The sequence below is a fragment of the Vulcanibacillus modesticaldus genome (assembly GCF_001730235.1).
Classification (GTDB): Bacteria; Bacillota; Bacilli; order Tepidibacillales; family Tepidibacillaceae; genus Vulcanibacillus; species Vulcanibacillus modesticaldus.
Genome location: NZ_MIJF01000067.1, coordinates 57759 through 72588, shown reverse-complemented (window position 1 = coordinate 72588; position 14830 = coordinate 57759). Strand labels below are relative to the sequence as shown.

17 protein-coding genes and 1 tRNA gene are annotated in these 14830 nt (G+C 34.0%); 1 reads left to right on the top strand and 17 read right to left on the bottom strand.

Annotation, left to right across the window (positions count from 1 at the left end):
• The coding region (locus tag BHF71_RS12420; protein ID WP_084024083.1) for a transposase at positions 1 to 228 on the top strand (228 nt) is incomplete at its 5' end.
• Positions 229 to 292: 64 nt separating this feature from the next.
• Here the strand turns inward: BHF71_RS12420 and ndk are convergent.
• From ndk to BHF71_RS10015, 17 genes are all read right to left on the bottom strand, one after another.
• Positions 293 to 736: a nucleoside-diphosphate kinase gene (gene ndk / locus BHF71_RS10095; protein ID WP_069657513.1), complete on the bottom strand. Its 444-nt coding sequence runs from the start codon at positions 734 to 736 to the stop codon at positions 293 to 295.
• A gap of 159 nt (positions 737 to 895) precedes the next feature.
• Positions 896 to 1861 (bottom strand): polyprenyl synthetase family protein, encoded by a 966-nt coding sequence (locus BHF71_RS10090; RefSeq protein WP_069657512.1) that lies wholly within the window; start codon positions 1859 to 1861, stop codon positions 896 to 898.
• Between the two features lie 45 nt (positions 1862 to 1906).
• Positions 1907 to 2773, bottom strand: a complete 867-nt coding sequence (locus BHF71_RS10085; RefSeq protein WP_069657511.1) for a menaquinone biosynthetic enzyme MqnA/MqnD family protein — start codon at positions 2771 to 2773, stop codon at positions 1907 to 1909.
• Between the two features lie 6 nt (positions 2774 to 2779).
• Entirely contained in the window at positions 2780 to 3376 is a 597-nt protein-coding gene (locus BHF71_RS10080; protein ID WP_069657510.1) for a UbiX family flavin prenyltransferase, read from the bottom strand.
• Complete coding sequence (locus BHF71_RS10075) at positions 3377 to 4243, bottom strand: UbiA-like polyprenyltransferase (protein ID WP_069657509.1); 867 nt, start codon at positions 4241 to 4243, stop codon at positions 3377 to 3379. It lies immediately after the preceding gene.
• Positions 4230 to 5687: a menaquinone biosynthesis decarboxylase gene (locus tag BHF71_RS10070; protein WP_069657508.1), complete on the bottom strand. Its 1458-nt coding sequence runs from the start codon at positions 5685 to 5687 to the stop codon at positions 4230 to 4232. Before BHF71_RS10070 ends, BHF71_RS10075 begins: the two co-directional genes overlap by 14 nt.
• Before the next feature lie 4 nt (positions 5688 to 5691).
• Complete coding sequence (locus tag BHF71_RS10065) at positions 5692 to 6423, bottom strand: demethylmenaquinone methyltransferase (RefSeq protein ID WP_069657507.1); 732 nt, start codon at positions 6421 to 6423, stop codon at positions 5692 to 5694.
• A 15-nt stretch (positions 6424 to 6438) separates the two neighbouring features.
• Positions 6439 to 7332, bottom strand: coding sequence for a heptaprenyl diphosphate synthase component 1 (locus BHF71_RS10060; protein WP_069657506.1), 894 nt, complete (start codon positions 7330 to 7332; stop codon positions 6439 to 6441).
• A gap of 89 nt (positions 7333 to 7421) precedes the next feature.
• On the bottom strand, positions 7422 to 7943 hold the full coding sequence (locus BHF71_RS10055) for a hypothetical protein (RefSeq protein ID WP_069657505.1): 522 nt from the start codon (positions 7941 to 7943) through the stop codon (positions 7422 to 7424).
• Between the two features lie 124 nt (positions 7944 to 8067).
• A tRNA-Pro gene (locus BHF71_RS10050) sits at positions 8068 to 8144 on the bottom strand.
• Between the two features lie 157 nt (positions 8145 to 8301).
• Positions 8302 to 8574 (bottom strand): HU family DNA-binding protein, encoded by a 273-nt coding sequence (locus tag BHF71_RS10045; RefSeq protein ID WP_069657504.1) that lies wholly within the window; start codon positions 8572 to 8574, stop codon positions 8302 to 8304.
• 233 nt (positions 8575 to 8807) lie between these two features.
• Complete coding sequence (gene spoIVA / locus BHF71_RS10040; RefSeq protein ID WP_069657503.1) at positions 8808 to 10286, bottom strand: stage IV sporulation protein A; 1479 nt, start codon at positions 10284 to 10286, stop codon at positions 8808 to 8810.
• Between the two features lie 282 nt (positions 10287 to 10568).
• Positions 10569 to 11606, bottom strand: coding sequence for an NAD(P)H-dependent glycerol-3-phosphate dehydrogenase (locus BHF71_RS10035; protein WP_069657502.1), 1038 nt, complete (start codon positions 11604 to 11606; stop codon positions 10569 to 10571).
• A 17-nt stretch (positions 11607 to 11623) separates the two neighbouring features.
• Positions 11624 to 12946, bottom strand: coding sequence for a ribosome biogenesis GTPase Der (gene der / locus BHF71_RS10030; RefSeq protein ID WP_069657501.1), 1323 nt, complete (start codon positions 12944 to 12946; stop codon positions 11624 to 11626).
• Positions 12947 to 13060: 114 nt separating this feature from the next.
• Entirely contained in the window at positions 13061 to 13255 is a 195-nt protein-coding gene (locus tag BHF71_RS10025; protein WP_069657500.1) for a capping complex subunit for YIEGIA, read from the bottom strand.
• A gap of 9 nt (positions 13256 to 13264) precedes the next feature.
• The gene (locus BHF71_RS10020; RefSeq protein WP_069657499.1) at positions 13265 to 14146 is read right to left on the bottom strand and encodes a YIEGIA family protein; all 882 of its coding nucleotides are present in this window, start codon (positions 14144 to 14146) and stop codon (positions 13265 to 13267) included.
• Between the two features lie 4 nt (positions 14147 to 14150).
• Complete coding sequence (locus BHF71_RS10015; RefSeq protein ID WP_069657498.1) at positions 14151 to 14789, bottom strand: YphA family membrane protein; 639 nt, start codon at positions 14787 to 14789, stop codon at positions 14151 to 14153.
• Positions 14790 to 14830 lie beyond the last annotated feature (41 nt).

Sequence of the window (14830 nt, the reverse complement as noted above, 5' to 3'; positions counted from 1 at the left end):
GAAAGAGTATTTGCAGATATGAAAGAGAAACATGGTTTGCGTTGGACTACGTTAAGAGGTTTGAAAAAAGTCTCGATGCAGGCGATGTTAGTTTTTGCTGCCATGAATTTGAAAAAGCTAGCGAATTGGACGTGGAAGAGACGTCCGAATCGCTCTCAATTTTTTATTTCATCCAAGATTTTAAGCATTTTTGACAAAAATAACCTCATACTAGGTAATTTAGCATGAGGTTAGTCTTCAGTCTGAAGCTACCGATCACGGTAGCTTATAATCAATTATTATAATTAATTCATTAGATCCATCGATTGATTTCCTTTTTATAATCAATTAATTCGGTCTCGTTAAAAAATAGCGCTATCTCTCTTTTAGCACTTTCTAAGGAATCGGAACCATGGATGATATTCATCCCTACAGAAAGACCGTAATCCCCTCTTACAGTGCCGGATGCAGCTTCTTGTGGGTTGGTCTTACCCATCATGCTCCTAGCTACTGAAATAACATTATTTCCTTCCCAAACCATCGCAAATACTGGACCTGAAGTGATAAAATCAACTAATTCATTAAAAAATGGCTTATCCTTATGTTCTTGATAATGTTTTTCAGCTAATCCTTGATCAATCATCATTAGCTTTGCCCCAACTAATTGAAACCCTTTTTTCTCGAACCTTGATACAATCTCTCCAATTAAATTACGCTGTACTCCATCTGGTTTAACCATTAAAAAAGTTCTCTCCATATCTCCATCCTCCATCTAAAAACTTTATCTATACCAATGAAAATTCTACCAAACTTATACCTTCCAATCAACCATTATAGCATGATAATTCGAAATTGACAGAAAAAAAAGACCCATTATACTTTAGGGTCTCTAATAACAATTTTTGAACTATTAGAATCAATAAGTCCTTTTAGCAATAAACTCACTTATCTCAAACAACGTTTCCTTTTCCTTTATGTTTGGTAACTTTTCTAAGGCTTCTTGGGCCTTGATTATATATCTTTGTGCTAATCTCTTGGAATACTCAATCCCATCGGATCTTTTAATACATGCAACAACTTGATCAATTTTCTCACTAATTTGATCATTCTTAATCAATTCCAATAGCTGATCTCGTTCATCTGAACAGTGAACCGCATACAAAGCTGGTAAAGTAATATTACCTTGGCTTAAGTCACTACCGGCGGGCTTTCCTAATTGGGCTGTAGTTCCAGTATAATCAAGCACATCATCAATAATTTGAAATGCCATTCCGACATTATAGCCGTACTGGTATAAATAACGTACCACCTTTGTTTCAGCATCACTTGCTATAGCACCAAGTTGTGTTGAAACAGCTAATAGTATTGCTGTTTTTCTTTTAATCCTTCTTAAATATTGTTTTAGTGATTGTTCCCAATTATTAAAATCTTTTATCTGATCTATCTCTCCTTCAACGATACTCACTAGTATTTTGGAGAGTATTTTGTGTATCTCTGGATTTTCTAGTTCTGTAATAAGCTGAAGAAATTTTGCTAATAAATAATCTCCAGTGTACATAGCCACCTTATTATCCCATTGGGCTTTTACAGTTAACTTCCCTCTTCTTTTATCAGCATCGTCGATAACATCGTCATGTACCAAAGTAGCCATGTGAATTATTTCTAGCGCAGCAGCCACCTTTTTTAATTTATCAAATTGATAATTCCCAAAATGCCCTGCCAACAAGACAAAAACTGGGCGTATTCTTTTCCCACCAGCTTTAAAAAGTTGGTGAGAGGCTTGATGCAATACCTTTTGATCCGTAGCGATCGTCATTGATATCTCTTTTTCTATTTCCTTTATATCCCTTCTCATTCGAAAATATATATCTTCAAGCTTCATTTATTTCACCCAATTTATTTTTATAATCTTGCAATTAATGTATATTCATCTATTAGTGAATTGTAACATTAATTTGTCGAAATCGACAACTTCAATTTCCGGTTCTTTTTCTAGAACTCCTATCTGAACAGCCATCTTATAATAATATTTTAACCCTTCAATTTGTTCTGTGCTAAAGTCATATGATAAACCACTAAAATACTGGTTCCAAAAATCATAACTTCCACCAAACCTAGAAATTGATTCATTTATAATTAAATTTAACTTTTCGCTACCAACCTTTTTACTATTAATTAGTTCGTTATAAATCTTATATAGTAATTCAGGAGATTGAGACAAAACCTCCCTCCGAACTGCATACACAGCAAAGGTCATCCAATGGTTAGTTCTTTTCAACCATTCACAACCCAAATCGATAACTTGATACTGCTTAGTTCGTTCATTTTCTTTGCCAGCCAATAAAGCTTCATCCCCAATAAGTAAAGCAGCATCAGCTACCTCCATCATTTTATCCAGTTGTGGCGCCATTCTTATATACTTCGGCTTACCACCAATATGTTTCTCCAAAATGATTTTTAATAGATTGACTGAAGTATCTGAAGTGTTAGTTAAAGCAATTTTTTTATTCGCAACATCATTTAAATCCGTTTTTAAAAACAAGGAAATAGAACCTACAGTTCCATAAGAACTCACAGATAAATTTGGTAATAGAACATATTTCCCTGCTTGGTCTGCATAAGCAAAAGAAGATATCGCTCCAATATCTATTTTCCCTTCCGACATTTTCCTGTTTAATTGACTGGGTACTTGAGGAATGAAATCGACTTCATTTTTAAATTTATCCTCATCAAAAAAGTAGGTAATCGGCCATATATTTGTGTATGAAATTCGACCTAATCTAAGTTTGCCCAAAACCTTTCACTCTCCCCAGCGCCTAAATAATGAATGTGGAATACCCATTAAATCTAAAGCCTTTCCTACTAAATGATCAATCAATTCCTCAATATTGCTAGGATTATGATAAAACCCTGGCATTGCAGGTAAAATCTTAGCTCCGGCCTTTGATAATGTAAGCATATTTTCTAAATGGATGTTGTTTAAAGGTGTTTCTCGTGGCACAATGATTAACTTCTTTCCTTCCTTTAACATTACATCAGCTGCTCTTTCTAGAAGGTTGCTTGAAGTACCATGTGCTATTTTTGATAAAGTACCCATTGAACACGGTATTACGATCATACTATCTGCTTGATAAGAACCACTTGCAATTGGAGCATTAAAATCTCTCATGTGATGATAAAAAATATTACTATTGAATTCTTTAATATATTCAGATAGGGAACTCACTTTATCATCAATACTTAAGCCTAATTCTTGGTTTAGAACTTGCCAACCAGCATCAGTTATCATTAAATGAACCTTATGTCCCATCTTTACTAGCTCTTCAATCAATCTTATACCGTATATTACACCACTGGCTCCAGTAATCCCAACAATAATTTTCTTAGACTCATTCATCTATATCACCAAATCAATGAAAGTAAATATAAACACAATCACACTTAAAACTCCATTCATAGTAAAAAAGGCAGTATCCAGTCTAGACATATCTTCTGCGGAAATGATGGAATGTTCATAATGTAAAATAAAATTAGCTATTATTACTCCAATCAAGTACAACCATCCTAAATCCATTAAGAAAAATAAATATACTAGTCCAACTATTGTTAAAGCGTGAGATATTCGAGCAATTAATAAAGATTTCTTTAATCCAAATCTCGATGGAATAGAATATAATCCTTTTTCTTTATCAAACTCCATATCCTGTGTTGCATATATAATATCAAAACCAGCAGTCCATAGAGCAACGGTGATAAATAATACTATTGCTGGGTAAGTAATTTCATTTGTAACAGCTACCCAAGCCCCAAGTGGTGCTAAACCAATCGCCGCCCCTAAAATGTAGTGGCACATCCAAGTAAAACGCTTGGTATAGGAATAGATCACAAGCACGAAAATAGCTAACGGTAATAACTTAAATGCTAATTCACTTAATTGTAAAGTTGCAAAGATAAATAGAGCAAATGAAGCAATTACAAATATTAAGACCTCTTTAATTCCCAATTTTCCGGCAGGGATAGCCCTGTCAGCAGTCCTAGGATTTAGAGCATCAATAGTCCTATCTATCAGGCGATTTAAAGCCATGGAGGCACTTCTAGCACCTACCATGGCCATTGTAATCCAAAAAAATTGTCCCCAAGTTGGTAAATAGCCGAATTTTTCCATACTTCCCAAAATCATCCCAACATAGGCAAATGGCAAAGCAAAAATAGTATGTTCAAACTTAATCATCTCTAAAATGGTTTTTAATTTATTCAATACCATACTCTTTCCACTTCCGATCAACTAGTTCTTTAATTTCTTCTGACATTTCAACGTCATCTGGCCATTCACGGTTATGTCCTTCTGATTTCCACTTCTTAGTCGCATCAATTCCCATTTTAGATCCAATAAAAGGCATAGGTGAAGAATGATCTAAATCATCTAATGGACCTTCAACTATAGTTACATCTCTTTTGGGATCGATATTGTTAAATACTTTCCACGCAACCTCTGATAAATTTTGCACATCTACATCTTCATCAACGACAATAATTAATTTAGATAACATCATTAACCCTAAGCCCCAAAGAGCATTCATAACTTTTTTAGCATGGAATGGGTATCTTTTCTTGATCGAAACGATAACACAGTTATGAAATACTCCTTCAGCAGGCATATTCATATCCTTGATCTCCGGCAACATCACCTTTAAAAGCTGTAAAAATATTCTTTCTGTCGCCTTACCTAGATATAAGTCCTCTTGTGGCGGTTTACCTACTAGAGTACTGATGTAAATAGGGTCTTTTCTATGGGTGATGGCAGTAATATGGAAAACAGGATATAAATCTGCCAAAGAATAATATCCAGTATGGTCACCAAAAGGCCCTTCCATTTTTAATTCATCAATATCAACATATCCTTCTAAAACAATTTCAGCATTCGCAGGAACTTCTAAATCAACTGTTTTACATTTAACTAATTCTACTGGAGAATTCCTTAGAAAACCAGCAAACATCATTTCGTCAATCTCAGGAGGTAAGGGGGCAGTAGCTGAATACATTACAGCTGGATCAGAACCGATAGCCACAGCTACTTCCATTATTTTCGAACCATTTTTTTTCTTCAGTTTATGTTGATGCAATTGACCATCTTTATGTTTATGCCAGTGCATTCCTGTTGTTTGACCATCATAGACGTGCATTCGGTACATTCCACAGTTTCTAGTTCCTGTTTCAGGATCCTTGGTAAATACTAAAGGCATTGTAATAAATTTTCCACCATCAAAAGGCCATGTCTTCAAAATTGGAAACATATCTAGGGATGGGTTATCAGTAACTACAACTTCTTGACATTTACCATTCTTAACGATTTTTGGGATAAAATTGTTGATTTCAGCTAACTTTGGCAATGCTTTGATCTTTGCTAACAAACTTGTAGGAGATGGTGTTTGTAAAAACTCCATTATTCTTTGTCCAATATCATCTAAATCTTCTACCTCTAAAGCTAGCTTAATCCTTTCCATTGAGCCCATAGCGTTGGTAAGCACTGGAATATCTGAGCCTTTTACATTTTCAAATAACAATGCATAGCCTCCACCCGGCATTTTTGACACTCTATCAGTAATCTCAGCAATTTCCAATTCAGGATCTACTTCTGTTTTGATTCTTTTTAACAATCCCTTAGAATCTAATACTTCAATGTAATCTCTTAAATCTCTGTACCCCATAATCTTACTTTCCTTTCTTTTTATATCCTATATGAATTGCGGCTATTCCACCTGTTAAAGGGTAAACTTCAATATTTTCCAAACCCACTTTTTCAAATATCTTAGCTAATTCCTGTTGATCCGGGAAATTAGTTAAAGATTCTGGCAACCAAGAATATTGTTCATATCGATCAGCGAATAATTTCCCTAAAAAAGGTAAAATTTTGTAAAAATAAAAAAAGTACAACATTCTAAATGGTTTCCAATTTGGCTTTGAAAGTTCTAAGGATACTACTTTCCCACCAGGTTTTACTACTCTTGTCATCTCTGACAGAACTTTTTCTATATCTGGGACATTTCTAAGTGCAAAACCAATTGTAGCATGATCAAAAGTATTATCTTCATAAGGTAAATCCATTGCATTACCATACTGTAATACAATCTGCTTGTCCAAATTTAAAGACTTTACTTTCTTCTCTCCAACATTTAACATGTTTTTACTAAAATCTAATCCAATAACCTTACCAGTCTTTGAATGATTAGCTAAATCAATTGTCCAATCAGCTGTTCCACAACAAACATCTAGGGCGTTATCCCCCACTCTAACATTCATTTTTTCCATTGTTTTATTGCGCCATAACTTATGAAATCTAAAGCTAAGTAGATTGTTCATAAAATCATATTTATGGGCAATATTTTCAAATACCGAATGGACGTATTCTTCCTTCTTCTTACCCCTGATCTCCGGTCTCTCCATTGATACCCCTCCATATCAAAATTCTTTAACAAAATTCACCAACTGAAATGAATTAGAATATCGGTTAAGAATATATCGTAACTCGCTTTTGATTACTAAATCATCTAATTCTTCTATCTTTATTTTTAAACCATCGTACAATTTCTGAATTAATTCTTCAATTTTTTTTCGAATATTGTATTTATGATATAGATTATGAAGCTTCACATTAAATTCAGTTAAATTATCAAGTTCCAAAATATCCCTTTTTTCATCTCTATTTGTGTAAAAATTCACGATTTGATACGACAAGTGGTTTTTACTTACTTGTTGTATCTGTAATTCATCTAATATATATGATAACAGGATTGTATTCTCGATTACATATTGCCAAAAGGATCTGAGTTTAACAGATTGAATCTCATCAAGGAACTGCGTATAAAGACTTGTTTCTCTAACTTTTACCAATTCAAGAATTTGGTCGATTGAATTAAAGCCCTTACCATTATTCAGATTATATAGTTTCATTTTAGCAATATTGATATTGGAGATTCCATATGCTAGTTTTTTTACACCATCAATCAAATTGGCCTTGGAAAGTATATAATAATATTTACTACTGTAATAATCACCAGCTAAGATTGACAATTGGCGATTACGAATCCATTTTTCATTGAACTCCTTTTGATTAGTTATTGATTCGTGAAGATCTAATCCCATTTGAACTAATCCAGAAGTTATACAATAATTCTTTCTCGTAGCATGTGGTATTGAAGCATGATAAAGAAAGAGGTTTAATAATTGAATTCGGACCACAGAAACCTCTGGAATCTCAACATATTTTTCAATATATATGTTTTTAGAAAGATTTGCTATCTCTGATATAATTTCCTCCATCTCAAGATTGAAGGAGCTATGTGTTTTTCTCATCTGTAATCCCCCAGACAAATAATTACTAAATTAAGTACCTTCCCGAACTAAAGTATACCATAATTAATAGACGGGTAACAGAATATACATCAATCTTGTTTAATCAAATTACCGTAATTCAGACCAAAATAGCGTTCCAAAAAATCTCTGTAGTTCATCGAAGTACCCATCTCCATTTTAACATTTGTTTTAATATCCTCTTTTTGAGCAGAAACCGCTACAAAGATTTTATTCATATCATCTAAAAAAACTCTTAAAAAAACCTCATCAACATTTTCATTATCCACGAAACTCTTTTTTATAACAGTATATAAATCTCTATAAATCACATCAGTATCTAAATAATTATTACGATTTATCATAAAATCGATTGATAAGACATTATGACTCCATGTTACTTTTTTTATGGGTAAATCAATCTGTAAGGAAGAAATGAAATTTACAAGGTTATAATCGGTTAATACAATTTGTTTTTGATATCTGAAAACCGGATAGTCTTGATTTAACTTAATGAATTTAATATTGGGTATCAATGAAACCACATACGCTATTACGATAGATAAAATAATCCCCAAAACAAACCCTTTTGAGACCTTCCTGATTCTAAGCATTAAGATTACACCTCCACTACATTTTACAAAAAAAATAAGCTGGCTATTCCAGCTTGATTTAAAATTTTTAATTGCCAACCTATTTAACTCGAAGGTGTAAATCGTCAACGATAAAATAAAAGAATGGTCGGAGTAGCCGGATTTGAACCGACGACCTCACGCACCCCAAGCGTGCGCGCTACCGGACTGCGCCATACCCCGAATACATATTATATTTTAAACTATTTATTATATTTTTCAAGTAATTTTTGATGCCCATTGGTAAGTTTTATAATTATTTGATCTAATGATTGGGGAACTTGCTAATGAAAAAGAAGAGTTGCTAATTAGCCCCTCTTCCCTTTAGTATGTACGATTATTATTTTACGCCTTCTTTTAGTGCTTTACCAGGTTTGAATGCTGGCACCTTGCTTGCAGGAATTTCAATTTCTTCGCCAGTTTGTGGATTGCGTCCCTTACGTGCAGCACGCTCACGAACTTCAAAGTTTCCGAAACCAATAATTTGAACTTTTTCCCCGTTTTGAAGTGACTCAGAGATTGAAGCAAATACCGCATCTACCGCTTTGGTAGCATCCTTTTTGGTAAGCTCAGCCTTTTCAGCAACTTTTGCAATTAATTCTGTCTTATTCAATCTATTCACCTCCTCCCAAAGGAGAATATTCCTTATATCCCTTGTCTTTACCGATTATTGAAATTTTATACACTGTTAACAAGGATTTTCAAAAAAATTTATAGTCAAAGATATAGTAATATACAAATGCCGTAAATTCAAGCATTTTTATATAAAATAGGTCTAAAAACACAAAAAAAGTACTTCAAAAGTACTTTTTTTGTCATTTTCAGATGAGCAAGTTCCAGATATTGTTATAAAATTATTGCGATCAGCCCACCTGAACCTTCATTTATGATTCTCTCTAAAGTTTCTTTTAACTTATATCTTGCATTTTCTGGCATCATAGACAATTTAGCTGAAATACTTTCACGAACAATACTTGATAATGACCTACCAAATATATCTGAATCCCACAATTGTAATGGATTATCTTCAAAATCTTTCATCAAATAATTTAGTAACTCTTCACTTTGTTTTTCTGTACCGATAATCGGAGCAAATTCTGATTGAACATCGACTTTAATCATATGGATAGATGGGGCTGTAGCCTTCAAACGCACTCCAAATCTTGAACCTTGACGAATTAACTCTGGTTCATCTAAAGTCATATCTTCAAGTTGTGGCGGAGCAACGCCATAGCCAGTTTGTTTAACCATAGTTAAAGCTTCAGCAATCTTATCGTACTCCTTTTTGGCATGCGTAAATTCCACCATCAATTGTAACAAATGATCCTTACCCTTAATTTCCACACCAACTATTTCCATTAGAATCTGATCATATAACTCATCTTGAGCAAATAGATCAATTTCCGCAATACCAAGACCCATATTCATTTCAGCTAAAACTGCATCCATGATGAAATCATACTCTTTGAATTGATCAACGACTGTTCTAACATCTCTTAACCTACGGATATCCTTAACAGTCTCTTCAACAGATTCTTCAAAATTTTTCCGTAACCAGTGATCTTGTTTTAATACCATTACCCAGCTTGGTAAATTAACATTTACTTCATGTACAGGGAATTCAAACAAGACTTCACGTAAAACACTAATAATATCATCTTCCTTCATATCAGCTACACTCATTGCAAGAACTGGAATATCGTATTTTTCCGATAAATCATTTTTCAATCCTGCCACTTCGTCAGAGTATGGATTCAAAGAATTAATTACCATAATAAAAGGTTTGCCAACTTCTTTTAGTTCTTCTACTACCTTTTCCTCTGCTAATACGTACGCCTCACGAGGAATTTCAGTAATAGAACCGTCAGTTGTCAAAATCACTCCAATTGTAGAATGGTCTTGAATTACTTTTCGGGTACCGATCTCAGCCGCCTCTTGAAAAGGAATTGGCTCTTCAAACCATGGAGTATTTACCATTCGGGGTCCATTTTCGTCCTCATAACCTTTAGCTCCTTCAACAGCATAACCGACCGAGTCCACTAATCTAACGTTAATATCTAAACCCTCATCTACATGGATTTGAACAGCTTGATTAGGTACAAACTTTGGTTCAGTAGTCATAATTGTTCTTCCCGCGGCACTTTGAGGAAGTTCATCTACGGCTCTTATCTGATCATTTTCATCTTTGATATTAGGAATAACTAGCGATTCCATAAACTTTTTAATAAAAGTTGATTTACCAGTACGAACTGCACCTACAACACCAATATAGATATCTCCCCCAGTCCGCTCTGCAATATCCTTGAAGATATCGAATTTTTCCACCAATATCCCTCCTCCATTAAATCATTTGCGAATAAACTCGATTAGTAATCTGAATCATCCCCCCCATTTGACACTAAACACGTACCATATAATAGGACAGTATAAATATATGAATCTTTTTAAGCATTATGACGCAAAAAAAAATTTTTAATAATAAAGTCTTAATCTAAGAAAAATTTGTCTCATCAAAGGTAATGTTTATGTTGAAATTATGAAAATATACCGTTTTTGGATAAAAAAAACTCTTGTCCCCTAAGGATACAAGAGTTATAATTGTGAATTTTAACGATAATCATTAAAAACCCATTCTGTTTCATGAGTTTTTACTCTTCCCATCAGATCATTAACAGCACTTTTGGGATTCTTATTTTCAAAAAGAACTTTAAATAATTCATTGGTGATCGGCATTTTAACATTTAACTGTTGTGATAAATGATATGCAGCCTTCGTTGTTTTTACCCCTTCAACAACCATTCCCATCTCTTCTAAGACCATTTCTAGATTCTTTCCTTTACCCAACATATACCCTGCACGCCAGTTACGGCTATGTTGACTTGTACAGGTGACAACCAAGTCACCAACACCAGCTAACCCTAAGAAAGTTAAAGGATTTGCCCCCATTTCTATCCCTAACCTTGAAATTTCAGTAAGTCCACGGGTTATTAAAGCCGCCTTAGCATTATCACCAAATTCTAATCCATCAGAAAGTCCAGCACCTAAAGCAATAATATTCTTTAATGATCCGGCAACCTCTGTTCCCACAACATCTGAATTAGTATAAACCCTAAAATCATTATTAATAAAAATATCCTGAACTTCCTCAGCAATCGAGGTTTCCTTACCAGAGATTACCACTGTAGTAGGCATTTTTCGACTTACTTCTTCAGCATGGCTGGGCCCTGATAAGACTAAGATTCTTTCCGGGAAAAGGGCAGGTATCTCCTCATGGATAACCTCACTCATCCTTTTATAGGTATTTAATTCTATACCTTTAGTAGCATGAGTAACTATTGTGTTCTCAGTAACGAAAGGTTTGATGTTCCTTGCAGTTTCGCGCATCGCATGGGATGGTACGACTAGAATAATAAATTTTTTACCTTCCAAAACATCCTTATAACTTGTATGGGCCACAATATTATCCGGAAGTTCAACACCAGACAAATATCTCTTATTAATTTTCTTTTCATTGATTACTCTTTTTTGTTCTTCATCTCGAGCATATAAATCAACATGATAACCATTATTGGCTAAAACGATTGAAAGAGCCGTTCCCCAGCTTCCTGCACCAACAACGGCAATTGACTGCTCTTGCCCCTTCATTTCCATCTCTCCTTCTACTATATTTCATCATTCTTCTTGCGAACAACGATTTTTACCGGAGTTCCATCAAAATTGAAGGAAGCTCTAATTTTGTTTTCCAAGTATCTTTCATATGAGAAATGCATCAATTCAGGGTCATTAACAAATACTGCAAACACTGGCGGTTTAACAGCAACTTGAGTTGCATAGTTAATTTTTAATCTTCTACCCTTATCTGATGGCGGAGGATTTATTGCTATTGCATCAGAAATTACGTCATTTAAAACAGAGGTTGTAACTCTCATCGCATGAGCTTCAGCCACTTCATTTACCTTAGGTAATATTTGGTGGATCCGTTGTCTTGTCTTAGCGGAAACAAATAAAATTGGGGCATAAGTCATAAACTGAAACTCATCCCTAATCTTCTGTACAAATTGGTGCATAGTTTTATCATCTTTTTCGACGATATCCCATTTATTAACTATAAAAATACTAGCTTTACCTGCTTCATGAGCATAACCGGCTATCCGCTTATCTTGTTCGATAATTCCTTCTTTCCCATCAATTACAACTAAAACAACATCAGAGTTATCGATAGCCTTAAGCGCTCGTAATACGCTATATTTTTCTGTTGTTTCATAAACCTTTCCTTTTTTTCTCATCCCGGCAGTATCTACTAACACATAATCTTGTTCATCAGTTGAAAAATAAGTATTTACAGCATCTCGTGTTGTACCAGCAATATCACTTACTATTACACGCTCTTCTCCAAGAATGGCATTAACTAAAGAGGACTTACCTACATTGGGTCTACCTATCAAGGCAACTCTAATTACATCTTCGTCATATGAATCATTATCATCCTTAGGGAAATGGGCTACAACGGCATCTAGTAAATCACCAATTCCTGTGCCATGAGCACCAGAGATAGGATAGGGTTCACCAAAACCCAAAGCATAAAAATCATATATTTCCTGATGCATCTTAATATTATCAATTTTATTGACAGCCAATACTACAGGTTTATTAGTTTTGTATAGATAATTGGCAATTTCTTTATCCACCTCGGTTAATCCAGTCTTTCCGTCAACCATGAAAATTATTACATCAGCTTCATCAATAGCAAACTCGGCTTGAATTCTGACTTGAGATAAAATCTTGTCCTCCGAGTCTATTTCGATTCCACCGGTATCAATAATATTAAAAGAATAATTAAGCCATTCACATGAACTGTATATACGGTCCCTAGTAACACCTGGTTTATCTTCAACAATCGCTATTCTTTCCCCAGCCAATCGATTGAAAATAGTAGATTTTCCAACATTCGGTCTTCCAACAATCGCTACTACTGGTTTAGACATATTTCATACAACCTTTCTACAAAACTTAACTTATATTCTATAAGGACAAAAATGTATCTATATTATTATATACCAATTTCTTCTTCAATCAAGGAAATCAATAATTTTAATAAATCAATGTTTAACAATTATTATCGCACCATTTTCCAAATCATGTGCGATACCATCAAGTATTTTTTCGAGTAAAAATGCTGTACGTTGTAATTCTTCATCGTTTTCTGCTATAAAAATTGGAGCTCCACCTCCAATTATCTGTTCTTTGTTTTTTGTTACTATTGCCAAAATATAATTTTCGATCGTTGTACCCATATTACACCCCTATTTATTAGCATCAGATTCAGATGGTAAACGGATTGCATTTTCTAATACTGGAACTAGTTCTGCCACCTCAATCGCTTTTTTTATATCTTTAACTTGTGGCAAAAAAAACACACCTAACCTACCGTCGTTTAAATCCCTTTTTGAGAGGGGGACTAATGCAGGTTCTCCAGAATCACGATAAACTCCCATAATAATCGATAAATTATGAAGTATTGCTTGACGTTGACCCAAATTCGCTAAAGTGACTATGCTGTTTTGGTCTTTGGGCTTTATTATCAGTCCCATACCATGCTTCATAATCAATTCCTGATTAGTATTCAAACCTATATTCATAATATAGATGTCATCGACATACAAGTGGGGACCATCTAATCGCACTTCGCCTTCAACAATATCCGCTATATGTTTAAGATTACTTCCTGCCATAAATTTTTTACTGACAAAATAACTAACTATCCCAGCTAATATTCCAATCTTCCAATCAGAAAAAACTGTCACCATTGAGGTAAAAAAAGCAGCAAACATAACCAAATAATTTCTACTTTCAAAAACCATAGCAATACCTTCTATATATGTAGTACCCCTCTTCACTAACTCTAATTGATCCAATTTGGATAGGGTTTCTCTTTCCATATTCCTTACGTCTCTAAACTGTTGGGCAGCAACTACTAAAAATGTTATTGCGGTATAGTCTTCCTCCATCAATGCTGGCACAGCAACAGCGCCTAGTGCAGCAGCAATAAATCCTAACGAAAGATGAATCATTTTCCCATGTTGATAAGTAGGATACTGTCTGTAATCTGTTCTTAACATAATCAAACGATTAGAAAATCCGAATATTACTCCTAATAATACAGGAATCATATTGTCATTCAACATCTACTCACCTTATCCTTAATGTAATAGTTAATTTAGATTTCTTCTTAAACCAATTTTTCACGTCAATAATGAGATTATCTAAAATTAACACTATTAAAAGCGAAATCCATAAAACATCCCTAGCTTCCCCATCACCAACTACAACACGATACAATAGCTCTTGGTGACGGAAATTAAATATGAACTCTCCAAAAGTAATCCCACCTAATATCAGAGCAAACCTATGTACTTGCTTTGAAGCAATTAATATGACCAAAATACTGAGTAATATCGATATTTGATATGATTCTTTCATGAATAGGATAATTGGTTCTAAAAGAATTAATTCTTTTAATAGAAAATATGAAGAAGCTAATAATAATGTAGCAGTTAATACCTGAATTTTATCTTTACTAGATACACGTTTAAATAAGATGAATAGGTATCCTATAATCGGTAATACAAACCCACCTAAGTTAATTTCCCAATTTGATCTCAGAGGAAAGCTTATAAAAATCATTAACAATCCTGCCATAATATATAAGACAACTCTTTTTTTTACCCCTAACTCAAAAATTGTAGAGCTAAACCAATCAGTAATTATTAAAATACTTAGAATGATTTGGATGATTATAGATATAGCACCATCGTTGATAATAGACACCTTCTTTCTGAACTTGGGATAACATTTATATTATTGCTTTT